The sequence below is a fragment of the Spirosoma flavum genome (assembly GCF_042686045.1).
GTDB classification, from domain to species: Bacteria; Bacteroidota; Bacteroidia; order Cytophagales; family Spirosomataceae; genus Spirosoma; species Spirosoma flavum.
In genome coordinates this window covers 549,554-573,711 of sequence record NZ_JBHUOM010000019.1, presented here as the reverse complement: position 1 = coordinate 573,711, position 24,158 = coordinate 549,554, and the positions used below count along the sequence as shown (strand labels likewise).

Here is a 24,158-nt window from a genome sequence, read left to right as displayed (position 1 = left end):
GGCAGGCTTTTTTGGGTAAGTAGCAAAACTATTTAGATTACTTTAAGGAGTTTCTACGAAGCCTCTACAGGGATAGCCAGCCGGTTTGCCCATCCGAATTGCGCACTAGCTGAAACGAACTGGCGGTCGCCAGCACATCTACTGTTGAGCCAGTTGGCAGTATTTTGATGGCTGCCGCTCGTCCATTAGCCGCATCTAACAAAGGCTTGGTAGTGGGCAACGTTAAACGCCGAAGCGGTTTCTTTTCAGCTTCGGTCGTAGCACTAGCTATGTAGCCGGTTAGTCCATCCGGCAATTCAACACGCAGCCATGTTTCGGTGCCGCCGATGATGGTTAGGGCCGACGACTTAGGTAATTCGCGAAGAACAGTGGCATCGCTATGAGGTGCAAGCCGTACAACGGATCGAGCGGCTGATACGCGTACCGAATCGCCCAACCGAGATAGCGTGAGCAGCGATTGCCTCGCTGGACCGCGTCCCATACGAATATAGGGCAGTGGGTCGGTGGCTCCGTCGGTAAAGCCATAAATACCAAAATGCAAATGTGGACCCGTAGTTCGGGCATTACCAGTATTACCTACAAAACCGACCGTATCGCCAACAGATACCCGTTGCCCATTACTTACATTCCATCGGTCGAGGTGTGCATAATAAAGCCGAATGTTACGGTCGTTACTAGTTAGAAAGGCAACATTGCCGCCTAAACTGTTTGTGCTAACGCCCGTAATAATGCCATCTACTGATGCCAGAGCAGGGGTGCCTTTAGGAGCGAAAATATCCACTCCTTCATGTCGCCGACGCCCACCGTCGCGGACGGCACCAAAAAAACTACTTATTTGGCGACTATCACGTCCCTGTACTGGAAAACTCAGGGCCGGTTCGCGAGTGACTGTAATCGTATAACGGCCACTCCGCAGCAATTCGGGCTGAATACGAATCAGGTACGTTTGTGTTCGTCGGGGCTCCCAGGCCAGCACGTTTGTATCGGCTTTTGAGGCCGCAATCAGACTAATTCGGTTGCGGGCTTCCAGCGCAAATACATCAATGAATACCTGCGCTTCTTTCTGTCCCTGTGATTCCACTCGTACCAGAAAGCGGTCGCCCTGTTGAGCATCGAGCCTATAGCCAACGGCAAAGGCTTTATTGGCTGCAAAATAGCCACTTTCCCGGTACGGTATCGTGATCTTCAGCGAGTCGCGGAGAGCACGTTCTCCAGCCGAAATCCAGTCGGTACCTAAAGCTGTGCGGTCAAGTTTAGCCTCTTTGAGTGATTGACCATACTGGTCGTGGGGAGACGATGGCCGAAATAAATTCGCTGTTGGGCCAACACCCGTACACGCACTGACTCCACCCAGTAGCAACCCAATCCAAAGAGAACGCGATATGTGTATAAAGGCCATAAGATTCCTATTATTCAAACGACTTTTTCGCGGTGATATTTCAGCTGAGATAGGTAAACAACCATTATCAAACCAATCAAGATGCTCAAAAAAGGTAGCAGAAATGACAATCCTGCCACAGCGGTATAAGTAACGGTACTAATAATTAAACTGGTGCGAACTGTTTGAACACGTACACCAGCAGCCGGGCGTTTAAGTAACCGATAGTTGTGGGTGGCGTAGGTCCACATCCGAAATAATGTACCGCATATAGAGGCAAAAAGTAGCATATATATAACCGACGATAGCTGGTGAGCAGGGGTATTTATGTATTCAGCCAGTAACGATGTCGTAAAGGGAACAATGCTGACCAGCAGCAACAGCACGCCGTTATAAAACATAAACCGGACATCGCTGTACCGGATGACATTATACATTCGGTGGTGATTCAGCCAGATAATGAAGATGGTGGTAAAACTAATGAAGTAAGCAATATAATTCGGCCATTGGTGGAGTAATGCCAGCGCCAGAGTATGGCTAGAGGTGGCGTCTTTCAAACTAGGCGCTTTAAGCTGAAAGGTGAGCAGTGTAATATCAATTGCAAAAACGCCATCGCTGAACGTTTCCATGCGGAGGGTTTCACTTTCCTGAAATTTTTCCATTCATCGGGTGTTGAGTATCTGTCAAACAAACCGTTAGAATGCTGAATAGTTGTAAACCGTGTTTCTGACACTACACAGCTCATTAAAAAGTTATAGCTTTAAGCAATGCATATACTTAACGACAATCAACAAGTACCGATTTATTCTTTAGAGCCGGACGAAACTGGTAACAAACAGTTTAGGGTATATAATTTTGAAGGAAGTTTACCCAGCCAGTCCGATCTTCTTATACCACACCGAAAGGATCATTACCTGCTTATTTTTATGAGACGGGGTGGCAGCCGCCAATGGATAGACATGACGCCCTACGTGCTTAAGGATAATACCGTTTATTTTTCGGGACTAAACCAGATTATAGTAAAGGAAGGGGTACAACAATTATGGAGTACGGGTATTGCGTTTACGGGTGAATTTCTATCACTTCAGGAAAACGCTGCGTTAAGCAGGCTGCCGCTCATTCAGAACTCCCAGAACGCCCATGAATTGTTGCTTACGGAAGCTGATATACATTTTGTGGAGGATATATTGGCAAAAATCAATTTTGAGTACCAGCGCCCCGGTGAATGGCAACAACGCATGCTGGGCGCTTACCTGGCGGTATTGCTTACTTATTTGAGTCGGCTGTATACCGCACAGTTTACAGATAACGGTACTGCTGTCGACAAGTTATTATTAAGGAAGTTTCAGGAGAAGATTGATGAGGGCTACCGTAAACTGAAGGAAGTAGGTGATTATGCTTCTCTGCTTAACATTTCTGCCGGGCATTTGAGTGAGGTGGTTAAAATACAAAGCGGCAAACCGGCCATTAAGCATATACATGAGCGACTGGTACTGGAAGCCCGGCGCCTGCTCTTTCACACCAATAATTCTTTAAAAGAAATAGCGTTTGACCTCGGCTTTTCAGACGCTTCTTATTTTAACCGCTTTTTTAAGCGAGAAACCGGCGCAACGCCTGCCGAGTACCGCAACAACGTCCGTAAAATGTACCATTAATACCATTGGATGTGTTCCAGCCGTGAAACGTGAACGTAGTAGTTTTGTGCTGTTCAACAACTAAAGATAAAAACAGTGAAAACAGTACTGATAACTGGAGCAAACAAAAGCATTGGCTTTGAAACAGCCAGGCAATTATTACAGCAAGGATATTTTGTATACCTGGGCAGTCGTGATCTCAAAAAAGGTCAGCAGGCGGTTAGCGAGCTACAGGCAGAGGGTTTTAGCAACGTCGAGCCCATAGTAATTGACGTAGATGACATTGAATCAATAAAGGCAGCTCGTGAGGTGCTTGGGCAAAAAATTAATGTGCTGGATGTATTGATTAACAATGCGGGTATACTCGGTACTATGGACCAGACGCCACTGGAAACGGATATCAGTGTATTTAAGCAGGTTTTTGAAACCAACTTTTTTGGTGTAATAGAAGTAACACAGGCGTTCATAGATCTGCTGAAGCAATCACCGGAACCAAGGATTGTAAACGTTACCTCGGGCCTGGGGTCGCTCACCCTACATAACGATCCTTCATGGAGGTATTACACTGTTAAGGCTGCCGTTTATGTCCCGTCAAAAGCTGCCCTCAATGCCTATACTATTGTGCTGGCTCATAACCTGCGCGATACGCCATTTAAGGTAAATGCCGTTGACCCGGGATATACGGCCACCGATTTTAATCATCATTCGGGACCTGGAACCGTAGAGGATGCCGCTGCCAGGGTGGTAAAAGCGGCTACGTTGGGTCCTGACGGCCTGACAGGTCAATTTTTTAGTGATGACAACGCGCCTGAAACAGGAATTAGCCCCTGGTAAATGCGTTGGCTCTTTACAAGATGGCAGGTTACTTTGTATCAGTTCCCGATTTTAATCGGGGGTAAAATGCACGTAGTTGTGTAAGCTTTTGGAACCGTTTCCAAATCATATAGGCTATTGTATCCAGTTAGTTAGGGTAAATTTATTTGCACTAACTAACTGGATACAAGTCCGTTTATACTTCGGCCCGCTGACTCCGTTTTGTCAGGAAATACACCGGGATGCCCAGACCTGCAATGAGTAATCCCATGCCCGTGTTGAAGGTTTTTGTATAGAGTAAAATCGCGCAGATCGTTACGCCAGCAATGATATACAAGGCCGGAACGATCGGATAGCCGAAGGCCCGGTAGGGCCGCTCCGCATTGGGTTCGGTGCGCCGAAGCCGAAACAGACCACCAATAGTGACAATATAGAATAATAGTGAGGCAAATGTACAGTAATCGAGTAGATCGCCGTATTTACCCGACAGGCACAGTAACGATGCCCAGATGCACTGTAGCCACAATGCCCGGCCCGGCACCGCGTTCTTGTTCAGGTGCGAAGCCTGCTTGATGAAAAGACCGTCTTTGGCCATTGCATAGTACAAACGCGCACCCGCCAGAATAAGTCCATTATTACAACCAAACGTTGACACCATAATCAGAACGGCCATAATGGCAACAGCTATATTACCGAAAACAGTCTCAACGGCGGCTGTGGCCACCCGATCCGCGTCGGCAAACTGTATCCCCCGCCCCACAATATCCGTGGCGGTCGGTAAACCTTTGAGCGGTAACAGCGACAGATAAGAGACGTTCGCCAGAAAGTAAATCGTTGTGACAATAAGCGTTCCGAAGAACAGAGCCAACGGGATATTTCGTCGTGGATTTTTAATCTCTCCCGCAATAAATGTGACGTTATTCCAGGCATCAGCCGAAAACAGCGACCCAATCATCGATGTACCGAAGGCCAATAACAGGGCGAAACCCGCCAGTGGCAGTACCTCACCCGTAGCCGAAGTTGTGCTGGCATCCCAGGCGTTTGTAAGGTTGGCCGACAGTAAACCGGTGCTTAGCCCAATTGTAATACCGATGACAATCAACCCAAGCAAAGCAATTAATTTGGCTGAGGTAAACACATTCTGAATAAGTTTACCACTCTGAACGCCCCGGCTGTTAAGCCAGGTTAGCAGTACCAGGCTCGAAATAGCGAATAATGACCCCAGCGTTACTTTAATCGGACCGAGGGCAAGTAGTACATTATCGGGGCCAAGTGCAGGAATAAAGACGGCTGTGTATTTGGTAAAGGCAACAGCTACCGCAGCTATTGTGCCGGTTTGGATAACCATAAAAACCGTCCAGCCGTATACGAAGCCTGTCAAATGGCCAAAGGCGCGTTGAATATAGATGTACTGACCACCGGCTTTGGGCATCATGCCCGCCAACTCGCCGTAACTAAGGGCAGCCGCCACCGTCAATACACCTGTTAACACCCACAACATCAATAGCCAACCCGAAGAACCAAGATTACGGGCCATGTCGGCGGTAACGATGAAAACGCCGGAGCCGATCATCGACCCGGAAACGATAAGCGTGGAGTCGAGCAGACTCAAAGAACGTTTAAATTCTGTCGGTTCCGTTGCTAAATCGGCCGGGGAAAGAGAGTTCGGTAGGTTTTCTGCCATGAAAAAGAAGATATAATGACAAGAAGCAAGCGTTTTGTCGGAAAAGCAACCATTTCCGGCAAGAACAGTCTATTAACCTTACTTCTCTGGCCAAATTTGTAATTATATTGGTGATAATCACAAAAAACAGATGAATAATACTGTGGTAGTAGCAGGCTTTTGAACCCTATAGTTCGTGCTGGCAAGTGTCAAGATAGATGCACTTAGTTTACCTCAAATTCGTCTATCGCCAGTTGTGCCTGCTTGCCGGGATTACGCAGACCCGCCGGAACCTGCCCAATGTTTCGAGCGATGATTCGTATATAGCGGGCAGTGGTGGCAGCGAAATCGAACGGTAGTCTGACAATGGCTCGTTTGCCGTTTTCGGCAGCGTTGGTCTTGGCAATGAGTACAGAATTAAATGTCTTTCCATCGTCGGAAACTGAAATTTCGACCTGCTTGGGAAGACACATATTCTTAGCCGTATATTTCAAAAAACCCACACGAACGCTCTTCACAAGCTGCGGCTGGCCGAGGTCAAGTACAGCATCAATGTCGCCAACAAACGAGACAACACCATCTACTTCATACCCACCCATGCCGCTGCTTGTGCCATCGGTCAGGCTATATTTTTTATCAGGGCGCCCGCTGGTGGGAGCGCTCAGCAGGGTGTATGATTTGCCGGTTGCTTTTGAGACAATGTACTCCTTCTGCACTTTTGCTAGCTGGCTCAGCGGCTTGCCATTGTCAAACGTTGCAATTCTGACAGTTACTGACTTGTCAAGTACGAACGGTTTTTCGTAGCGTGGCGACTCGCCCGATGGAATACTGCTATCCAACGTGTAGCGAATTTCTGAAGCTGAACCGTCGGTTGGCTGTTTACCCATCGATAACGTTATGTCTAGTTTCCCATCAGTGGTAGGTTTGGCAGACGGCACGGCATCGTAAAAAGTTCGGGAAAAGTTGACGTTTAGAGCAGCCAGCCGGGAAAAATGAGTGGGTAGACGACGGGCAAAATCATCGTAATTTTTCTGTATTAAGGGAGTCCAGGCTACTTCGGCTAGGGCAGCAGCACGGGGCCAAATCATATAGTCGGCTTGATCGGGCGTGTCAATGTACTCCGTCCATAAATTACCCTGCACGCCCAGAATATGCGACGCTTCGGCGGGTAATAAGTCAGGGGGCGTGGGGTTATACGAGTACACCAATGGCAGCGGCAACAATCCCCCGAATGCCATCGGTTCCTGCGCCGGATTGCCCTGATAATGATCGAGATAGCAGAACTGACCGGGTGTCATAATTACGTCGTGGCGTTGGCGAGCCGCTTCGAGACCTCCTTTTGTCCCGCGCCAACTCATCACGGTGGCATTGGGCGAAAGTCGAATCGACGGGCCGTTGCCCTCCAGAATTTCATCCCAACCAATAATTCGGCGACCTTTCGAAGTCACAAATTTATCAATCCGATTAATGAAATAACTCTGTAACCCATGCTCATTTTTTAAGCCCTCTCGTTTGATCAGTTGCTGACAGAACTCGCTTTTTCGCCATGCGGTTTTCGGGCACTCGTCTCCACCAATATGGATGTATTTGCCCGGAAACAGGCTTATTACCTCCGTCAGTACATTTTGTAGAAAGGTAAATGTTGCTTCTGTCGGGCAAAAAACATCGTCGAACACGCCCCACTTTGTTGCCACCTGATACGGTCGTGAATCCAACCCTACTGCTGTGCAACCCAACTCAGGATAAGCCGCTAAAGCTGCCAGCGCGTGGCCGGGCATCTCAATTTCGGGCACTACATTAATGTATTTTGTAGCGGCATAGCGAACCACTTCACGAATTTCATCCTGCGTGTAAAAGCCACCATAGGGTTTTCCGTCGAATACCTGAGGGTCATAATCATCATAGTGCCCAACAATGGTTTCACGCCGTTGCGAACCAACCTGTGTTAGTTTAGGATATTTCTTGATTTCGATGCGCCAGCCCTGATCATCGGTTAAATGCCAGTGGAAATTGTTGAATTTATGCAGAGCCATCAAATCAAGGTATTTCTTGATATAAGCAACCGAAAAGAAATGTCGGCTAACGTCAAGATTCATACCGCGATATGTGTAACGGGGCCGGTCCTGAATCCGACAGGCGGGAACTGTCCAACTGTTAAGATTCGTATTTGGTATTGGATGGGTGGAGTTCAGAACGGCACGCGGCAGTAATTGATAGAGGGTCTGTACAGCATAGAAAAACCCCTTCGAACTCACTGCTTCGACCGTTACAAGTTTATCTGTTACGTCGATACGGTAGCCTTCTGCACCCAAGGTTGTATCGCGGGAGGAGAGAAACTGGATTGAGTTTGGTCCGGCGTCCCGGCTAATCAGTGCTGATTTATTGACATTCCGCACCGATAGGTTCAGACCACCGCTACGGTTAATATGATAGGCAAATGTATCGACAATTGCTTTGAGATCGGTCTGCGCAAACGGCACTGTAATCGTCGTTGACTGACTGACAACGAAATCGCCAGCGCGTGGCTCGAGTTGAGCCGGTCGCGGAATGATGGTATATCGGTCAGTAGCCTGAGAAAAAGCAGCGGTTAGTTGAGCTATAAGCGCTAAAATTAATAAAAGGCGGGAAAGCATATGATGAAGCGTAGAGGCAAGTAATAACCTCTTAGATAACGGATAACGATACGGAAACGGGATGTGCGCTTTGTTGAAATTCTCAAAAAAACTTTACTTACAAGCTATCAGCGCAATAGAACCTGTTGGTCGGGGAAACGTTTCCGCCAAGTATTGTGGGAGTATTTCGCCTTCAGCTGAACCTGAAGGCGGTCCATACAAAGTGTTTTCGACTGAGAAGACGAATAGTTGTAAGAAAACGGGTAGCTGCTGAACGTGGTTGAACACGATCCAGTCGAAATCGTCGGGCTGCGACTGTTGGATTAATTGGGTAATACCCTCGGTCCCTGCCGATTGATTTCAGAAACGTAGGCTTCGCTGGTAATACCGACCGCCGAAAATGCCTGTTGCATGGCTACGCCAATTTTTTCAGCCGTTTGTGCATCGCGACTCAGGGCAAACATAGAGGGTCCGGAGCCAGAAATGCTGCATCCTAATGCACCGTTATCTATTGCGGCCTTTTTGGCTTCGTTAAATTCTGGTATCAGGATAGCCCGCACAGGCTCAATAATTACATCTACGAGCGAGCGGCTAATAAGGCTGTAGTCGGGGGTCATCAGGCCAGCAATCAGCCCTGCGACGTTGCCCATTTGTATAATGGTATTCTTTAGCGAGACTTCATTTTTTAGAATGAAGCGGGCATCTTTTGTATTAACCTCTATGTCGGGGTGAACCAGCGTGCAGAACAACGTGGCCGGTGTTTCAATCTTAATAACGTCCAATGGGTTGTAACTTCGAACGACTACAAATCCACCAAGCAGCGAAGGCCCTACATTATCGGCGTGGGCCGATCCACACGCAACGCGTTCGCCTTCCATAGCAAAGGGCAGCAATTTCAGGATAGGCAGTGGCCGTCCAAGCAACTCATTAATGGCAAAAACACCAGCTACCGCACTAGCCGCGCTGGAGCCTAAACCACTACCGAGGGGCATTTGCTTATGCAGCACTATATCAAGGCCAATGTCGGTACGATCAATATGCTGAAGATAGGTTTGAATGGCAATGCCAGCCGTATTTCGGGCAGCCTCGCGGGGCAGCCGGCCTCCGTCGCCGATGATGTCAACGATGCGAACGCCTGGTTCATCACTGGTAGTCAGGGTAATCTGATCGCCGGGATTATCAACAGCAAAGCCAAAAATATCGAACCCACAGGCTACATTGGCAACGGTGGCGGGGGCAAATACTCGAATAGAATCCACGATAGAAGAAGGGGGCAACAATACGCAAAGGTAGTGATTTGGGTTGTAAATCAACGGCACATTGTCCCAGGCTGGGATGCTAGTGGGCTCCTGCCTGCTTGAGCAACAGAATCATACATAAAAAAGCAGTCCATTGGCCAATGGACTGCTTTTTATACTGATCTATTTATTACTCGCCAAATAATTGATGCCAGATGCCTTTCGCCTTTTCTTTCGCTATGTCTAGTTGAACGGTTGCTTCGGCTTTTAATTCATCTAATTTGACCTGTGCGGCTGCAAATTGTACCGTGGCTTCCGCTTTCATTTCATCAAATTTATCTTCGGCCACATCCGATAATTGGTCCGCTTTGGCCGAGGCTGCGGCAAATACCGTTTCGGCCTGGGCTTGCAAGTTGGCAAAATTTTCGGCTGTAGATGCTTTCGCAGCGTCAAAATGCTCCGTTGCTTTCGCCTTCAATCCGTCAATATCAATGTCTTTTCCGAATTCCTGTGCTTGTGCAACCAACTTGTCTTTCATTTCGTCGAGTTGGGTAGCGGCAGCGTCCAGGTGTTGACCAGCTTCGGTTTTGAATGCGTCTAATTTTTCGGCGGTTGTTGCTTTCGCAGCCTGCACGTCTTCCACTGGTTTGGGTTTTGCGTTGTTTTCCATATGATTACTTGTGGGATTTAACTAATGCGAAAATTGAACAGAAACAGCAGGAATAGCAAAAAGAAAGGGAAGAAGGGTAAAAGAAGCAGGGAGAAAGGCGGAAAACTGCTCTCTCTAAGACCTCATTTCTATCCTAATCGTCGTACAATCAAGCTATTCACCAAGTCGAACAGACCAGCGGGTTTGAGGGTTCGCCAGTTGGCAAGGTCAAGGGTGCCGCCGAAGTTGATATAATAGTCAAGGTGATATTTTTTCCATTCCCGCTCAATGAAATCCGGCGAGTGAATGGCCGCAATCCAGCCATCTTCCACATCCTCAAACCATTCTTCATAGTAACTATCATCGGAGCCGTGGAAATTAAGGATATTCTCGCTGACGAGGATAAAATACTTGATGCCCTCATGCACAAGCGGGTCAATAACCTGACGCTTAAGAAACATGATGTCATTGTGAAGCGTATCATTCCACTCCCCAAAGAGTTCGATCACTACAAACTGTCGTTCGTAATTAGCAAACAAAATCTTGCAATAGAGCGTTTCTGAGCCTATTTCGTCCCATAATGGATGAATGTAATATCCGTAAATATCATTTTCATACTGCTGCATGTTGTACTCCCGCTCGTGGAACGGCGACCGTTCGTCTTCCGATGCGGTGTAGTATTTTTCCCAGCCGTAGAAAGGTTCGATGTTCTGCATAATCGAGAGTTGGTAGGCTCCGGGGGTTTCAAACAGGCCAGCCAAAAAGCATAACGTCAATTTTCAGCCGTTTGTTGATGCTGATTATAGGTATGTTTACAATATGAAACCTGTTAGCAAAAATATCCTAATTACCGGCGTCTCAACGGGCATCGGCTACGGTGCAACGAAGCACTTTATCGGACGTGGGTATACCGTTTTTGGCAGTGTCCGAACGCAAACCGACGCTGATCGCTTGCAGGCCGAGTTTGGGGATACGTTTGTTCCGCTTTTGTTTGACGTAACTGACGCCGAAGCCGTGTCCGCAGCGGTCCGGTTGCTAACCGAACGATTGGCTGGCAGTGGTCTGGGTGGTCTTATTAACAACGCGGGCATTGCCATTGGCGGGCCGCTACAGTATCAGCCCATGGCTACTATTCGGCAACATTTCAATGTAAATGTGCTGGGGCTACTTCAGGTTACGCAGGCGTTTCTGCCACTTCTGGGTGCGCGAGAAAATCATCCGGTTCAGCCGGGCCGAATTCAGAACATTAGTTCGGTCAATGGTCAGATTGCCATACCGTTCATGGGCGCTTATGTTGGTTCCAAACATGCGGTAGAGGGATTGACGCATAGCCTGCGCCGAGAGTTAATTTTGTTCGGTATCAAGGTAATTCTGGTTGGGCCGGGGGCGGTTAAAACCCCGATATGGGGAAAAGGAACGGATATCAGCCCGTACGCAAACACGGCCTACTACCCGGCTATGCAATGGTTTTTGAAGCAAGTCGAAGCCTCCGAAAATAGGGGCCTTTCTATCGATTATTTAGGTGAACGCATTGTCGATATACACGAGACGGCCCGCCCCAGTGTTCGTTACGCCTTGGTGCCGAGTAAGTTAACAAGTTGGATTCTGCCTCGTTTGCTTCCCGCCCAAACCTTGGATTGGCTTCTGGGACGGGTTAGTGGGCTGCGGCAACCAACGTGATTATCCTGATTTGATACAACTCACATGAATCATGCTCAAGCCCGCTTTTCAAAAAGACGATACCCTTCTTGCCGACATTGAAGCGGCTCGTAGTCAACCTGGTGCATTACATATCTGGTGGCTTGGTCAAAGTGGTTTCCTGATACAGTATAACAATACCCATTTACTGTTCGACCCCTATCTATCCGATTCCCTGAGTCGTAAATACGCTGATACTAGTAAACCCCATATTCGAATTTCGGAACGCGTAATTGACCCGTTTCGACTGGATATGATCGACGTTGTGACATCGAGCCATAATCACACCGACCACCTTGATGCTGAAACCTTGCTACCGTTACTAGCCGCTAATCCAACGGTACAATTTGTAATTCCTGAAGCGAACCGAGTTTTCATTGCTGACCGACTTCAGACTGATCTCGATTGGCCGATTGGCTTGACTGACGGCCAATCGGTCACTGTCGGCGATTTTATGATTCATGGCGTTCCGGCTGCGCACAATGAACTTGAACGAGATGCCGAAGGCCATTATAAATTCATGGGATTCATTGTAGAGGTTGGTCCGTATCGCGTGTATCACTCCGGCGATACACTCTGGTACGACGGTATGGTTGATAGTCTACGGCCATTTAACGTGGATATCGCATTTCTGCCCATCAATGGAAATAAACCCGAACGACATGTGGCGGGCAATCTCAACCCCGACGAAGCCGCCCGACTCGGTCGCGACATTGGGGCAAAACTGGTTATTCCGCACCATTACGATTTATTTGAATTCAATACTGCCGACCCCGCTGACTTTGTAAACGCTTGTCAACAGCATGGAACACCTTACCGCGTGATGCAGTTAGGCGAACGGCTGCGTGTAAATCAGTAGAATCAGAAAGACCGTCATTTTCTTATGTATGACAACTTCCTTTATGAAAAACGTCCTAGTTTTCTGTCTGTTAATAACCTCTCCACTGCTGGCCCAAAACGATACAACTCAGCAAAAAGCGCTGAATTTTAAAATTCAGGTTGTCGATAATCAAATTAATATTGGTTACGGACTGGCTATTGGCGACGTAGATGGTGACGGGAAAGCCGATATTTTGCTGGCCGATCAGAAGGAATTTGTGTGGTATCGAAATCCAGGACGCCCGGCTCAGGGAAATAAAGACGGTCAATGGAAACGGTATGTTATGGCTGCCAACCTGACTCCCCAGGATAACGTTTGTATTGCTGCCCGCGACCTCGACGGCGATGGCCGTGTAGAAGTAGCCGTTGGGGCAGGTTGGAATCCAGCCGAAACGGTTGATAGCACAAAATCGGGTGCCGTTTTTTATCTCATCCGTCCACAAGACCCGACCCAACTTTGGGAGGCTGTTCGTTTACCGCACGAAGTAACAACGCACCGGATGCGCTGGGCAAAAGTGGGGAAGGATAGTTACCAGCTGATCGTTGTTCCCCTACATGGATTAGGCAACCAAACCCGGGGCGAAGGACTGGGTCAGGGCCGTGGGGTTCGGATTTGGGGATATGAGTTCCCGAAAAATCCGCGTGGGGTGTGGACGCGACATCTGGTCGATTCGACGATGCATTTAACCCATAATTTTGAAATATGGGAGGATGGCGGTACAACAGGCTTGATTGTAGCCAGCAAAGAAGGCGGAAATATTTTTCAATGGCGCAAAAAGAGATGGCAATCGGTAGACGATGAGTCGGCCAGTAACGCACTGCCTTTGCTGACCAATAATGTGGAAGGTATTGGCGAAATCAGACGCTTAGATAAGGGTAAGACCATTGCTACACTTCAACCAATGCACGGAAATTTATTGCAGATAGAGAGTGGGTCTTATTCAGCCAAAAAACCAAAAAAGCAGTCAGCAGATAAGCAAATATCAATCCTTACCGATATGTTTAGTCAGGGTCATGCGCTGGTTTGTGGTGATTTTCTGGGTATCGGCAGCGATCAGATTGTGGCGGGTTGGCGCAACCCCAATGCGGACAAAAAAGTCGGGGTTCGCTTGTTCAAACCTCAGGAAACCAAGAATTGGCAAGGTTATCCGCTCGATGACAGCGTTCGCATGGCCTGCGAAGATTTGCAAGCGGCTGATCTGGACGGCGATGGCGATCTGGACTTGATTGCGTCAGGTCGGGCAACCCTGAACGTGCTGATTTACTGGAATCAACAAAAATAAAAGAGACCAATTAGAGCTAAAAACCCTAATTGGTCTCTCAGAGAGAATGATTTGTTACTGATGTTTTAACTGGCCAGCCAGCGATTTCAACGCTGATGCCATGCCTTCGAGCCGGGTGGCAATATCACCCTCCGAACCCATAAGGGCGCTAAATTCAGACGTTTGTGTAGCTAACGTATCGAACAATTGAACTAACTCATCGGTGTTAATCTGGTCGCTTTCCAGTTGCGTTTTCACCTGTTCGAGCGTGTCGGAAATTTCCGTGGCATTCTCGACTTGATTAAGTTGAGCGAGCCACTGATCAATAATGCCCTTACCGCTTTGGGGGGTCGTGTTGGCTAGATCTCCCTCCAGAACGTCCATCGTCGAGTCCAGTAGCGTTGTCGATTCTTCGTGAGTGAGCATATCAGAAATGGTTACTAAAGTTGCGTAGCGTCTGGGATAACTGCGTGAGTTGACCGGCTGCTTTCCCATCGACGGAAGGCTCATGAGAAAGTGTCGATGTGTGGCTAGCCATACTGAGAAGCAGGTGCCGGATTTTCTCGCTATCGAAATTGCCGGTTTTCAGATGGTCACGAAGGGCAGCTACTTCTGCCAGAATCCGTTCGGCACCAATATCACCTTGCAGGGCGTTTAGCCAGCCTTCGAGTAACAAGATACCCTGTTCGGCTGATAAGGTCGTGATATGATCTTCACCAAAAGCACCCAGAGTATCGGCAAGCATTCGGTGTTCAAGTGTGGTTTCTGTTCCTTCCATAGTGTATCTAATGAATAATGCTTGTGTAGAGAGTAGTATTACCGCAACTCCCCAACACAAAAGCTACGTTACGATTTACTCCCGAAATTTCGTAAAATTTTTGACAAACTTTCAAGTCCACCCGTCCAGGTGCCTTCTGAGTTGGGTGCTTCGGCTATTTCCTGCGTTTCGTCAGCCAAGCTAAGCAGTAACTCCCGAATAGCCTGCTCATCAGGTTTTGCCGCCTGCAAAGCCGTACGAAGTTCGTTAAGCTGATCTGTGAGTTGATCCAGATTCGGGTCGCCCTGCAATGCCTGTAGCCAGCCATCAATAAGCATAATTCCCTGCGCTGGTGAAATAGCGTCCTGACTGTTATCCCGGAATGTACTAAGGGTATCCTTAAGCATGCCCTCCTCCAAAATGTTCGATCCCATCATCTTGATAAATTGTAGAGTTGCGTAGCTATAGGGGTAGAAAATTCAATGCCAAAATACAGGGTTTCCTCTAAGAACTGTATTTTCGCACTGTGGCGAAAGAATTATGTTCTTACCCCGTTGGTGGATTGTACTTTAATAAATAACCCGCCTGAGGATGGTTTGTTTAACCCACCCAAAGGAACCAGGCAACGGGATATAAAGCAATTCGTGCCGTTGAGTAATAGAGGAATACCTGTCAGCTCAACTGCACGAATTGCTCTTCGTAACCTTTAGTATTGCGACCGGCCTCCCGATTGACTGGAATCTGAATCGCCGGTGCCGCCCGAAACGCCTATGCCTTCAACCCGAGATGTATCACTTCGGGACGAACGTGAAAGCGACGAATTATCACCATTACCTCCTTGTGAATTGCCCGCATAATTGTCTCCCGAAAGACGCTCTTCGGTCGAACCACCGTTGCTGCCTGTCGTGTCGTCCATATCGACGGTTGGCGCACTGCTGGTCGTGCCGCCGTTTCGGTTCGAGAAGTCATCGTCATTGGTGTCTACAGTCGAAGCCTCTGTACCACTGTGACTTGATTCGCCCCCAACTGTGCTCGTCATCGGAGCCTGACCGCCGGTATTCGCTTTTTTAGACCCGTAAAGGAGCTGACTAAAACCTTGCAACGCATCTGACAAGGTGGTCAATTCCGGTTTACTATCCGCATTCGCTGACTTAGTAATTTGTGATGTTTGCCCGGTCAGGTCTTTCAGGATATGCTGAATTTGCGCACCGTCGAGATTACCACGTTGCAATTCAGCTTTTAAATCGCTTAGGCTGTTGACAATGGAATCAGGCGCCTGATCGTCCGTTTTTAGAAAGTTAATCCAACTGTCGATAAGCGAAATGCCATCTAGTGGAGATATGCTGGTTACGTCGCCGTTGAAGGTTTTTACGGTAATGTTAATTAAATTCGAAGCATGCTGATCTATAGCCATGAGTATCGGTAGTTTTGAGTTATTGGATAAGACTGACTGCTTGCCGGTGCAGATTTTCGAGTGTAGCAATCAACTGCGAAAGTTCCATTTGTTCTGCGCTGGCTTCAGCCGAAGCCGCCACGTTCCGGGTCTGCTCAATCAGTTCCTGCAATAAAGACGCAATCTGCCGGTTGTCAATTCGGTTGTAGCGTTGCGCCGTATCAATTTCCGGACGTAACCGTTCGAGCGTCTCAGCGATGTCGTCAGTAGCTTCATCACCTGCTTCATCGAGTCTATTTAACCATTTGTCAATGAGTGACAAGCCATCGCTAGCGGTCGTTTCATTAATGGCTCCATCGAATGTATTCACTGTCTGCCCAATGAGCGAGAGCTGGTTTTCATCGTTAGAAATCATAGTTTGTGTCGTTAAGGAATTGTTTTGTTGTACACCTTGCTATGCTTGGCTAGGCCCTGTCAAAATCCTCCAATATCGTTCGTCAACTAGCTGATGGCGAACCATTGCCAGAAGCGGTTACCGTATCTGTCCGGTAGAGTGGAGTTGATCGTGATGAGCCATAACATTGAATCAATTAGTTTTGAGAAAAGAACCGACACCTCTGGTGATTGTTCGCTGGATGAACATGTTTTTCTAGTCACCCACAGATTAGCTTGATTAAGTATGGATGCCACACGTTTACAACCCGAAGTACAGTATCAGTTTGCCCGCAGTGGAGGGGCGGGTGGACAGAATGTGAATAAAGTAGCGACGAAGGCAGAGTTACGGTTCGATGTGCGTAATTCAACGGTATTAACCAATGAAGAACGAGCCACTCTGGAAGAAAAATTAGCCAATAAGCTGACCACCGAAGGCGAATTAGTGCTGACTCACCAGACCGAGCGGACGCAGTTGGCCAACAAGGAGAAAGTAACTAAGAAGTTTTATCGGCTTATTGAAAAGGCGTTTGAAAAACCCAAACCCCGCAGAGCGACGAAACCGTCGAAAGCGTCTGTCGAGAAACGCATTTCCGGCAAAAAGCAGAAAGGTGATGTAAAGGAAAAACGCAAAAAAGTGGACTATTAGGGTATTTATGGCATTAATCTCTAAACGTCCGTCTTGTCTTCTGTTGAGCGTCATTATGGTCGTTGGCTTTGGCCTGCTGATTAGCGCCTGGATAGTAAAACCAGTTCCGGCAAGCACCCCTAATGTCGTTCTGTTTTTTATGGATGATATGGGTTATGGCGATTTGTCCTGTACGGGTGCGTTGGGTTATACTACGCCTAATCTGGATCGTATGGCCGCCGAAGGCACACGTTTTACGAATTTCCTCGCGGCACAGGCCGTTTGCAGCGCGTCGCGGGCGGCTCTCCTGACGGGTTGCTATCCCAATCGGCTGGGCATTTCGGGGGCGTTGGGACCAGCATCGCCCATTGGTCTGAACCCGAACGAAGAAACCCTCGCTGATCTGCTCAAAGAGCGCGGTTATGCTACGGGCATTTTTGGCAAATGGCATCTGGGAGATAAGCAACAGTTTTTGCCTTTACAACAGGGGTTCGATGAGTATTATGGCGTACCCTATTCGCACGATATGTGGCCGCTTCATCCTAACCAGGCTAACGCTCATTACCCATCTCTGCGTTGGATTGACGGCAACGAACCCCGGCAGGAAATCAAGAATTTAGACGATGCCGGTCGAATCACATCAACCGTTACAGAACGGGCCATTTCATTCATTCGAAAGCACAAGAAGCAGCCATTCTTTTTGTACATACCGCATCCGTTACCGCATGTGCCGCTGGCTACTTCGGCCAGGTTTAAAGGGAAAACGACACGTGGTATTTTCGGGGATGTAGTGACCGAATTGGACTGGTCGGTTGGGCAGATTTTAGGGGAGTTGAAACAACAGGGTCTGGATAAAAATACGCTGGTTATTTTCATCAGTGACAACGGCCCCTGGCTAAACTATGGCGACTATGCAGGCTCATCGGGCGGTTTCAGGGAAGGCAAAGGAACATCATTTGAGGGCGGTCATCGCGTTCCCTGTCTGGTTCGCTGGCCAGGCGTGGTTCCAGCCGGTCGGGTATGCAACAAGTTGCTGACGACGATGGATATTCTGCCGACAGTGGCTAAGCTCTGTGGAGCGAAATTGCCTAAAAAACGAATTGATGGTGTCGATTGGGTTGCGTTGCTGAAAGGTGATAATACGGTGACGCCCCGCGATCATTTTTACTATTACTACCGGAAAAACAGCCTGGAAGCCGTCCGGCAAGGCGACTGGAAACTGGTGTTTGCTCATCCTGGCCGAACGTATGAAGGATTCCTGCCTGGGCAGGGTGGTTTACCGGGACCAAGCACCGAGACCCATGAATTTGCGACGGCCTTGTATGATCTCCGTCGTGATCCGGGCGAACGGTATGACGTTCAGCAACAGCATCCTGATTTGGTCGCTAAACTGGAAAAACTGGCCGAAGAAGCCAGAGTCGATTTGGGCGATGATTTACAGAAACGCACTGGTGCCAATGTTCGCGAACCGGGACGTATCACTAACTGATAAATGATGTTACCCGGATGTTGAATTTGTCAGGCTCAAACAGACATTTATAAAGCGGTGTCTTTAGAATCCGCTAATTAATCTTGTCCCTAACTCCTAACTGTAGCTAACACCCCATGACCTTTTTGCCAAGAACTAATAACGCTGCCTTCCTGATCGTCTTGATTTTTGTAGAAGCCCTTTTTGCCACTTTTCAATCCTACGCGGCTCCGCCTTGTACGCCCGTTGGTTTGACATGTGAGCACTTACTTAATCCCCTCGGTATTGATGCGCCCGCACCACGGCTGTCATGGCGGCTGGATGATACGCGAAAAGGAGCGAAGCAAACGGCTTATCAACTGTATGTCGGTACGGATTCGGTCGAGGTTAGCCGGGGAAAAGCAAACGTCTGGCAATTGGGTAAGGTAATGTTAGATACTCAACTGAGTACGTATGCCGGAAAAACGCTCCAGCCGTTCACCAAATACTATTGGCGGATTGATGCCTGGGATAAAGATGGGAAACCGTCGGCTTCGTCGGTAGCCAGTTTTGAAACCGGCTTGATGAACAGCAAAAATTGGCAGGGTTCCTGGATTAGCGATGGTACCGATGTCGCGCTGAAACCGGCTCCTTATTTTCGAAAGACATTTGAGACAACGAAGAAAATCAAATCGGCGCGGGCCTACATTGCGGCTGGTGGCTTGTACGAATTGTCCTTGAATGGGAAGAAAGTGGGAAATCACCGACTGGACCCCATGTACACCCGCTTTGATCGCCGTACGTTATATGTCGCCTACGATGTGACGTCGCAACTCCAAAACGGCAAGAACGCCATCGGTGTCTTGCTGGGCAATGGCTGGTACAACCACCAATCAACGGCCGTTTGGTTTTTTGATAAAGCCCCCTGGCGAGCACGGCCCACCTTCTGTCTGGATCTGCGCATCACTTATACCGATGGTTCTGTCGAAACTATTACGTCTGGTAAAGACTGGAAAACAGCCTTAAGCCCAATTATTTTTAACAGCATTTACACCGCCGAACATTACGACGCTCGACTGGAACAACCCGGCTGGAATACCGTACCATTTGACGATTCGAAGTGGAAGGATATAATTTATCGGGCCGCCCCTTCTACAAACATCGTTGCTCAGGCTGTTCATCCTATTCGAAACGTTGAGACCATTCCGGCCCGAAGCATCACCAAAATCAACGATACCGTTTTTGTTTATGACCTGGGCCGAACGATTGCCGGTGTTAGCCAGATTCGGGTGAAAGGTCTGGCGGGTACTACGCTTCGCCTGAAACATGCCGAACGGCTGTACAAAAATGGTCGGGTAGACCAGTCCAATATTGACGCGCATTACCGCCCAACCGATACCACCGACCCGTTCCAAACCGACATTTTTATCCTAAGTGGAAAAGGTGAAGAAACGTTCATGCCGCATTTCAATTATAAAGGTTTTCAATACGTTGAAGTGACTAGCAGTCATCCCATTGAGTTGGTTAAAGAGAATTTGACGGGCTATTTTATGCACAGCGATGTACCAGTTGCGGGACAAGTAAAATCGGCAAATCCAACGCTGGATAAAATCTGGTGGGCAACCAATAATTCCTATTTATCGAACCTGTTTGGCTATCCTACTGATTGTCCGCAGCGGGAGAAAAATGGCTGGACGGGCGACGCTCATATCGCGATTGAAACGGGGCTTTACAATTTCGACGGCATCACTATTTACGAAAAATGGCTGGCTGATCACCGCGACGAACAGCAACCGAACGGTGTATTGCCGTCCATTATTCCGACGGGTGGCTGGGGCTACGAATGGGGCAATGGTCCCGACTGGACGAGCACAATCGCCCTTATTCCCTGGAATATTTACCTATTCTACGGCGACAATAAAATATTGGCGGATAACTACAATAACATCAAACGATATGTTGACCACATCAACGAGCAAAGTCCGTCGGGCCTGACTTCGTGGGGTTTAGGCGATTGGGTTCCGGTGAAATCTAAATCGCCGGTCGAGTTTACGTCGTCCATTTATTACTTCACTGATGTATCTATTCTGGCGAAAACGGCGAAGTTGCTGGGTAAACAAGGAGACTCTGGTCTGTATTCGGCTCTGGCTACCAAGATCAAAAACGCGTTTAATGCCAAATATTTAAACAAAGAAACCGGCAGTTACGGCAGTGGTTTGCAAACTGAACTTAGCACACCGCTTGTTTGGGGCTTGGTGCCCGACGAACTGAAAAGCAAAGTGGCAGCTAATTTGGCCAAACGCGTAGAAGAAGACAATAATCATATCGACGTGGGGTTGTTGGGGACTAAAGCCATTCTGAATGCACTTAGCGAAAACGGTCATTCTGATTTGGCCTATAAAGTTGCTTCGCAGGAAACGTTTCCATCCTGGGGTTGGTGGATTGCCAATGGTGCGACAACGCTCTACGAAAACTGGCCAATTGATGCCAAAAGTGACATTTCAATGAACCATATTATGTTTGGCGAAATTGGTGCCTGGTATTATAAAGCCCTCGGCGGAATCAAGCCTGACCCGATGCAGCCAGGGTTCAAAAACGTACTTTTAGAACCGCACTTTGTAACGGGTCTCGATCATTTTGAGGCCACACATAATGGTCCACAGGGTATGATACGGTCGTTGTGGAAACGGTCGGGTAAAGGTGTTACGTATTCTGTCACGATTCCGCCAAACTCGACGGCTACGCTCAAGCTGCCGAACTCAGCAGCTTCCCAGAAACTACAGGCCGGAACATATCAATTTGACGTTACTCTATAACTTAATCTGTCATGCAAAACCGCCGAACGTATAATAGATTTGTCATCCATTTGCTATGTCTGACGCTGGCCTTCTTGCTGTTTGTGAGTAATGGCTGGGCGCAAGTTCTTCGGAAACCCATTCCCGATAAACTTATTGTCCTGACATTCGATGATGCTAGCCGTTCACACGCTACGTTTGTTGCTCCGATCCTGAAAAAGTACGGCTTCGGGGGTACGTTTTATGTCTGCGAGTTTGCCCCTGATTTTGCCGATAAAACGAAGTACCTGACTTGGGAACAAATCCGTCAGGTAGACCGAGTGGGTTTCGAAATTGGTAATCACACATTTACCCACAAAAACCTCGCTAAGCTATCAAAACCGCAGCTTACCAATGAGGTAGACTCGCTGGAAATCCTTTGCAAACTAAATCATATTCGCAAACCCGTCACGTTTGCTTATCCTGCTTACTTTACAAGTCCAATTGCCTTTGATGTATTGGCCGAAAAGAAATACCAGTTTGCCCGCGTCGGTGGCGACCGGGCCTATGACCCCGCCATCGACCATCCCTTGTTGGTTCCCAGTTATAGTATGACTGATTCCAATAAGGAAATTATGATGCACAGCCTACAAGAAGCTAAAAACGGGAAAGTGGTTGTGTGGACGATTCATGGCGTGCCCGACATTGCCCATCCATGGGTAAATATTCCGCCTGCTCTCTTTGAAGAGTATATGAAGTTCCTGCACGATAATCAGTACAAGGTGATTTCTATGCGAGATTTATTGAGCTATGTCAACAGTGAACAGGCTGTTCGATTGATCTCTCTACCAACGAAGTAACAGTGAAGTCAGGCTTTAGCGTTTTACGGTGTCAGGTTTGAAATTGCCCTGCTGACCCAACTGACATTACAACCACCGACAAGAAAATAATCTCATTTAAACCAGCAGATAATGCGTATGCGGTTTTATCGTAAGTCAATAATCGCAGTCGGTATGTTGATTGGCATGGCTGCTGTCACCGCTCAACCCCTTGTTAAACCGGCTGTTTTTGACCAATTGCAAACCGCAACGGCTGCTCAGATGACTGGCTTTGTCGGTGAAAAACTGGATGCTTCCTATCAGAATCGTATTCTGGCTCAGGACGTAAACCGCCTTGTTGAGCCTTTTCGAAACCGAACCGAAACCCGCTGTTGGCAAAGTGAATTCTGGGGAAAGTGGTTTACGTCTGCTGTTTTAGCGTATCGCTACCGTCCTGAGCCTGCGCTCAAAGCGGTACTTGACAAGGCCGTAACGGAACTCATCGCTACGCAAACGTCCGATGGCTATATTGGCAATTATACCGAAGCGAACCGACTGGAGCAGTGGGACATATGGGGGCGGAAATATTGTATGCTGGGTTTGCTCGCTTATTATGACCTCACAAAAGATAAAAAAAGTCTGGAAGCCGCCCGCAAAGTAGCCGATCACTTGATGGGTGAACTGGCCAGTAAAAAAGCCTTGCTCGTTAAACAGGGTAATCACCGGGGCATGGCTGCTACATCCGTGATGGAGCCTATTTGTCTGCTCTATGCGCGAACGGGAGATAAACGCTACCTTGATTTTGCCGAGGAAATTGTTCGTCAGTGGGAATCTGCCGAGGGGCCACAGTTAATTACTAAAGCAACTGTTGACGTTGCCAAGCGGTTTCCGAAACCCAAAAACTGGTTCGGTTGGGAGCAGGGACAGAAGGCGTACGAAATGATGTCGTGCTACGAAGGGCTACTGGAATTGTACCGCCTGACGGGGAAACGTGAGTACAGAATTGCCGTTGAAAAAACCTGGGAAAACATTCGCGATACCGAAATTAATCTGGCTGGTTCCGGCTCAAGCGTCGAATGTTGGTTTGGCGGTAAACGCCTGCAAACTCTGTCGATCAATCACTATCAGGAAACCTGCGTGACGGCAACCTGGATTAAATTGAGCCAGCAGTTACTACGGTTGACGGGTGAAGCGAAATATGCCGATGCGATTGAACAAACGTATTACAATGCCTTGCTGGGTTCGATGAAAGCTGATGGATCTGACTGGACGAAATATACGCCACTGGCGGGGCAACGGCTGGAAGGTGGCGAACAGTGCGGAATGGGAATTAACTGCTGCGTAGCCAGCGGACCGAGAGGGTTATTTACGCTTCCGCTTACGGCTGTTATGAGTAGCAAAGTCGGGATTCAGGTCAATTTCTTTGCGGAAGGGGTGTACCATACACAAACGCCTACCGGGCAATCTGCTGACGTGATTCAGCAAACAGATTACCCGGTTTCAGGCACAATCACGCTAAAGCTGGCTATTCCAAAAGCGGAGAAGTTAACTCTTCGGGTGCGTATTCCAGCCTGGAGTACGCAATCGACAGTAACGATAAATGGGCGGCCCGTTTCTGACGTAACATCGGGCCAGTACACCGAAATAAGCCGAATCTGGCAAGCCGGAGATCAGGTTAGTTTGGTACTGGACATGCGTGGCCGGGTTGTACACTTGGGCGAACTACCCGAAAATATTGCCCTTGTACGCGGGCCGATTGTGCTTACGCGGGATACTCGGCTGGCTGGCCCAAACGTGGATGAAACCATTAGTCCTGTACTCGACAAAGAAGGATACCTGAACTTAAAGACAGCTAAACTTAATCAAAATGGAATGTGGATGCAGTTTGAAACCCCTTTCCTGCTTGAATCGCATAAAGAAGGGGATAATAAGCCAGTGCCAATACTATTTTGCGATTATGCATCTGCCGGTAACACGCTCGACGATCAGTCACGTTTTCGGGTTTGGCTGCCGCAGTCGGTCGATCCAAGAAAATAGAAAAAGCCGTCGTGCGCTTAGCGTTCACGACGGCTTTTAAGAACTG

At 48.2% G+C, this 24,158-nt stretch carries 22 protein-coding genes; 10 read left to right on the top strand and 12 right to left on the bottom strand.

Translation table 11 applies throughout. The features are described from left to right. Nucleotides 1-64: 64 nt before the first annotated feature. Nucleotides 65-1,399 (bottom strand): peptidoglycan DD-metalloendopeptidase family protein, encoded by a 1,335-nt coding sequence (locus ACFS25_RS19350; RefSeq protein ID WP_381504284.1) that lies wholly within the window; start codon nucleotides 1,397-1,399, stop codon nucleotides 65-67. Between the two features lie 14 nt (nucleotides 1,400-1,413). Further along, on the bottom strand, nucleotides 1,414-2,040 hold the full coding sequence (locus ACFS25_RS19345) for a TMEM175 family protein (protein ID WP_381504282.1): 627 nt from the start codon (nucleotides 2,038-2,040) through the stop codon (nucleotides 1,414-1,416). 105 nt (nucleotides 2,041-2,145) lie between these two features. On the opposite strand from ACFS25_RS19345, the gene ACFS25_RS19340 reads away from it, so the two are divergent. Together ACFS25_RS19340 and ACFS25_RS19335 are read left to right on the top strand one after the other, a co-directional pair. Then, nucleotides 2,146-3,033, top strand: coding sequence for a helix-turn-helix domain-containing protein (locus ACFS25_RS19340; protein WP_381504280.1), 888 nt, complete (start codon nucleotides 2,146-2,148; stop codon nucleotides 3,031-3,033). A gap of 75 nt (nucleotides 3,034-3,108) precedes the next feature. After that, the gene (locus ACFS25_RS19335) at nucleotides 3,109-3,846 is read left to right on the top strand and encodes an SDR family oxidoreductase (RefSeq protein ID WP_381504279.1); all 738 of its coding nucleotides are present in this window, start codon (nucleotides 3,109-3,111) and stop codon (nucleotides 3,844-3,846) included. Between the two features lie 175 nt (nucleotides 3,847-4,021). Here ACFS25_RS19335 and ACFS25_RS19330 read toward each other — a convergent pair whose 3' ends face one another. The 5 genes from ACFS25_RS19330 to ACFS25_RS19310 form a co-directional block, all read right to left on the bottom strand. Next, nucleotides 4,022-5,509 (bottom strand): APC family permease, encoded by a 1,488-nt coding sequence (locus ACFS25_RS19330; RefSeq protein ID WP_381504277.1) that lies wholly within the window; start codon nucleotides 5,507-5,509, stop codon nucleotides 4,022-4,024. Between the two features lie 203 nt (nucleotides 5,510-5,712). Continuing rightward, complete coding sequence (locus ACFS25_RS19325; RefSeq protein ID WP_381504275.1) at nucleotides 5,713-8,121, bottom strand: glycoside hydrolase family 20 protein; 2,409 nt, start codon at nucleotides 8,119-8,121, stop codon at nucleotides 5,713-5,715. 302 nt (nucleotides 8,122-8,423) lie between these two features. After that, nucleotides 8,424-9,359, bottom strand: coding sequence for a homoserine kinase (locus tag ACFS25_RS19320; protein WP_381504273.1), 936 nt, complete (start codon nucleotides 9,357-9,359; stop codon nucleotides 8,424-8,426). Nucleotides 9,360-9,528: 169 nt separating this feature from the next. Then, nucleotides 9,529-10,008 carry a hypothetical protein gene (locus ACFS25_RS19315; protein WP_381504271.1) on the bottom strand — a complete coding sequence of 160 codons (480 nt, stop codon included), beginning with the start codon at nucleotides 10,006-10,008 and terminating at the stop codon, nucleotides 9,529-9,531. A gap of 128 nt (nucleotides 10,009-10,136) precedes the next feature. Beyond that, the gene (locus tag ACFS25_RS19310) at nucleotides 10,137-10,703 is read right to left on the bottom strand and encodes a hypothetical protein (protein ID WP_381504269.1); all 567 of its coding nucleotides are present in this window, start codon (nucleotides 10,701-10,703) and stop codon (nucleotides 10,137-10,139) included. Between the two features lie 103 nt (nucleotides 10,704-10,806). Between ACFS25_RS19310 and ACFS25_RS19305 the strand changes: the two genes are divergently transcribed. From ACFS25_RS19305 to ACFS25_RS19295, 3 genes are read left to right on the top strand one after another with little or no spacing between them, the layout of a single operon-like run. Beyond that, entirely contained in the window at nucleotides 10,807-11,667 is an 861-nt protein-coding gene (locus tag ACFS25_RS19305) for an SDR family NAD(P)-dependent oxidoreductase (protein WP_381504267.1), read from the top strand. 31 nt (nucleotides 11,668-11,698) lie between these two features. Next, nucleotides 11,699-12,544: an MBL fold metallo-hydrolase gene (locus ACFS25_RS19300; protein ID WP_381504265.1), complete on the top strand. Its 846-nt coding sequence runs from the start codon at nucleotides 11,699-11,701 to the stop codon at nucleotides 12,542-12,544. A gap of 43 nt (nucleotides 12,545-12,587) precedes the next feature. Continuing rightward, entirely contained in the window at nucleotides 12,588-13,847 is a 1,260-nt protein-coding gene (locus tag ACFS25_RS19295) for an FG-GAP repeat domain-containing protein (protein WP_381504264.1), read from the top strand. 54 nt (nucleotides 13,848-13,901) lie between these two features. Here the strand turns inward: ACFS25_RS19295 and ACFS25_RS19290 are convergent, their stop codons facing one another. The 5 genes from ACFS25_RS19290 to ACFS25_RS19270 all read right to left on the bottom strand — a co-directional run bounded on the left by ACFS25_RS19290 (nucleotide 13,902) and on the right by ACFS25_RS19270 (nucleotide 16,391). Further along, nucleotides 13,902-14,252 carry a hypothetical protein gene (locus tag ACFS25_RS19290; RefSeq protein ID WP_381504262.1) on the bottom strand — a complete coding sequence of 117 codons (351 nt, stop codon included), beginning with the start codon at nucleotides 14,250-14,252 and terminating at the stop codon, nucleotides 13,902-13,904. Nucleotide 14,253: 1 nt separating this feature from the next. Beyond that, nucleotides 14,254-14,604: a hypothetical protein gene (locus ACFS25_RS19285; RefSeq protein WP_381504261.1), complete on the bottom strand. Its 351-nt coding sequence runs from the start codon at nucleotides 14,602-14,604 to the stop codon at nucleotides 14,254-14,256. A 68-nt stretch (nucleotides 14,605-14,672) separates the two neighbouring features. After that, nucleotides 14,673-15,020, bottom strand: coding sequence for a hypothetical protein (locus ACFS25_RS19280; protein ID WP_381504259.1), 348 nt, complete (start codon nucleotides 15,018-15,020; stop codon nucleotides 14,673-14,675). Between the two features lie 269 nt (nucleotides 15,021-15,289). Then, a complete protein-coding gene (locus ACFS25_RS19275) occupies nucleotides 15,290-15,997 on the bottom strand; it encodes a hypothetical protein (protein WP_381504257.1) in 708 nt (235 codons plus the stop codon). Between the two features lie 19 nt (nucleotides 15,998-16,016). Further along, complete coding sequence (locus ACFS25_RS19270) at nucleotides 16,017-16,391, bottom strand: hypothetical protein (RefSeq protein ID WP_381504255.1); 375 nt, start codon at nucleotides 16,389-16,391, stop codon at nucleotides 16,017-16,019. Between the two features lie 264 nt (nucleotides 16,392-16,655). On the opposite strand from ACFS25_RS19270, the gene arfB reads away from it, so the two are divergent. The 5 genes from arfB to ACFS25_RS19245 all read left to right on the top strand — a co-directional run bounded on the left by arfB (nucleotide 16,656) and on the right by ACFS25_RS19245 (nucleotide 24,112). Then, entirely contained in the window at nucleotides 16,656-17,057 is a 402-nt protein-coding gene (arfB, locus tag ACFS25_RS19265; protein WP_381504253.1) for an alternative ribosome rescue aminoacyl-tRNA hydrolase ArfB, read from the top strand. Between the two features lie 7 nt (nucleotides 17,058-17,064). Continuing rightward, nucleotides 17,065-18,525, top strand: a complete 1,461-nt coding sequence (locus tag ACFS25_RS19260) for a sulfatase family protein (protein ID WP_381504251.1) — start codon at nucleotides 17,065-17,067, stop codon at nucleotides 18,523-18,525. Between the two features lie 116 nt (nucleotides 18,526-18,641). After that, nucleotides 18,642-21,299 (top strand): alpha-L-rhamnosidase, encoded by a 2,658-nt coding sequence (locus tag ACFS25_RS19255; protein WP_381504249.1) that lies wholly within the window; start codon nucleotides 18,642-18,644, stop codon nucleotides 21,297-21,299. Nucleotides 21,300-21,310: 11 nt separating this feature from the next. Next, entirely contained in the window at nucleotides 21,311-22,117 is an 807-nt protein-coding gene (locus ACFS25_RS19250; RefSeq protein WP_381504247.1) for a polysaccharide deacetylase family protein, read from the top strand. A gap of 117 nt (nucleotides 22,118-22,234) precedes the next feature. Beyond that, on the top strand, nucleotides 22,235-24,112 hold the full coding sequence (locus ACFS25_RS19245; RefSeq protein WP_381504245.1) for a glycoside hydrolase family 127 protein: 1,878 nt from the start codon (nucleotides 22,235-22,237) through the stop codon (nucleotides 24,110-24,112). Nucleotides 24,113-24,158: the final 46 nt, after the last annotated feature.

Excerpts from the sequence above, each read along its gene's own strand:
- ACFS25_RS19255 (WP_381504249.1), top strand. The coding sequence starts at position 18,642 with ATGACCTTTTTGCCAAGAACTAATAACGCTGCCTTCCTGATCGTCTTG.
- ACFS25_RS19250 (WP_381504247.1), top strand. The coding sequence starts at position 21,311 with ATGCAAAACCGCCGAACGTATAATAGATTTGTCATCCATTTGCTATGT.
- arfB (WP_381504253.1), top strand. The coding sequence starts at position 16,656 with ATGGATGCCACACGTTTACAACCCGAAGTACAGTATCAGTTTGCCCGC.
- ACFS25_RS19280 (WP_381504259.1), bottom strand. The coding sequence starts at position 15,020 with ATGATGGGATCGAACATTTTGGAGGAGGGCATGCTTAAGGATACCCTT.
- ACFS25_RS19325 (WP_381504275.1), bottom strand. The coding sequence starts at position 8,121 with ATGCTTTCCCGCCTTTTATTAATTTTAGCGCTTATAGCTCAACTAACC.
- ACFS25_RS19345 (WP_381504282.1), bottom strand. The coding sequence starts at position 2,040 with ATGGAAAAATTTCAGGAAAGTGAAACCCTCCGCATGGAAACGTTCAGC.
- ACFS25_RS19340 (WP_381504280.1), top strand. The coding sequence starts at position 2,146 with ATGCATATACTTAACGACAATCAACAAGTACCGATTTATTCTTTAGAG.
- ACFS25_RS19300 (WP_381504265.1), top strand. The coding sequence starts at position 11,699 with ATGCTCAAGCCCGCTTTTCAAAAAGACGATACCCTTCTTGCCGACATT.
- ACFS25_RS19350 (WP_381504284.1), bottom strand. The coding sequence starts at position 1,399 with ATGGCCTTTATACACATATCGCGTTCTCTTTGGATTGGGTTGCTACTG.
- ACFS25_RS19305 (WP_381504267.1), top strand. The coding sequence starts at position 10,807 with ATGAAACCTGTTAGCAAAAATATCCTAATTACCGGCGTCTCAACGGGC.
- ACFS25_RS19330 (WP_381504277.1), bottom strand. The coding sequence starts at position 5,509 with ATGGCAGAAAACCTACCGAACTCTCTTTCCCCGGCCGATTTAGCAACG.
- ACFS25_RS19310 (WP_381504269.1), bottom strand. The coding sequence starts at position 10,703 with ATGCAGAACATCGAACCTTTCTACGGCTGGGAAAAATACTACACCGCA.
- ACFS25_RS19275 (WP_381504257.1), bottom strand. The coding sequence starts at position 15,997 with ATGGCTATAGATCAGCATGCTTCGAATTTAATTAACATTACCGTAAAA.
- ACFS25_RS19295 (WP_381504264.1), top strand. The coding sequence starts at position 12,588 with ATGAAAAACGTCCTAGTTTTCTGTCTGTTAATAACCTCTCCACTGCTG.
- ACFS25_RS19260 (WP_381504251.1), top strand. The coding sequence starts at position 17,065 with ATGGCATTAATCTCTAAACGTCCGTCTTGTCTTCTGTTGAGCGTCATT.
- ACFS25_RS19315 (WP_381504271.1), bottom strand. The coding sequence starts at position 10,008 with ATGGAAAACAACGCAAAACCCAAACCAGTGGAAGACGTGCAGGCTGCG.
- ACFS25_RS19245 (WP_381504245.1), top strand. The coding sequence starts at position 22,235 with ATGCGGTTTTATCGTAAGTCAATAATCGCAGTCGGTATGTTGATTGGC.
- ACFS25_RS19270 (WP_381504255.1), bottom strand. The coding sequence starts at position 16,391 with ATGATTTCTAACGATGAAAACCAGCTCTCGCTCATTGGGCAGACAGTG.
- ACFS25_RS19290 (WP_381504262.1), bottom strand. The coding sequence starts at position 14,252 with ATGCTCACTCACGAAGAATCGACAACGCTACTGGACTCGACGATGGAC.
- ACFS25_RS19285 (WP_381504261.1), bottom strand. The coding sequence starts at position 14,604 with ATGGAAGGAACAGAAACCACACTTGAACACCGAATGCTTGCCGATACT.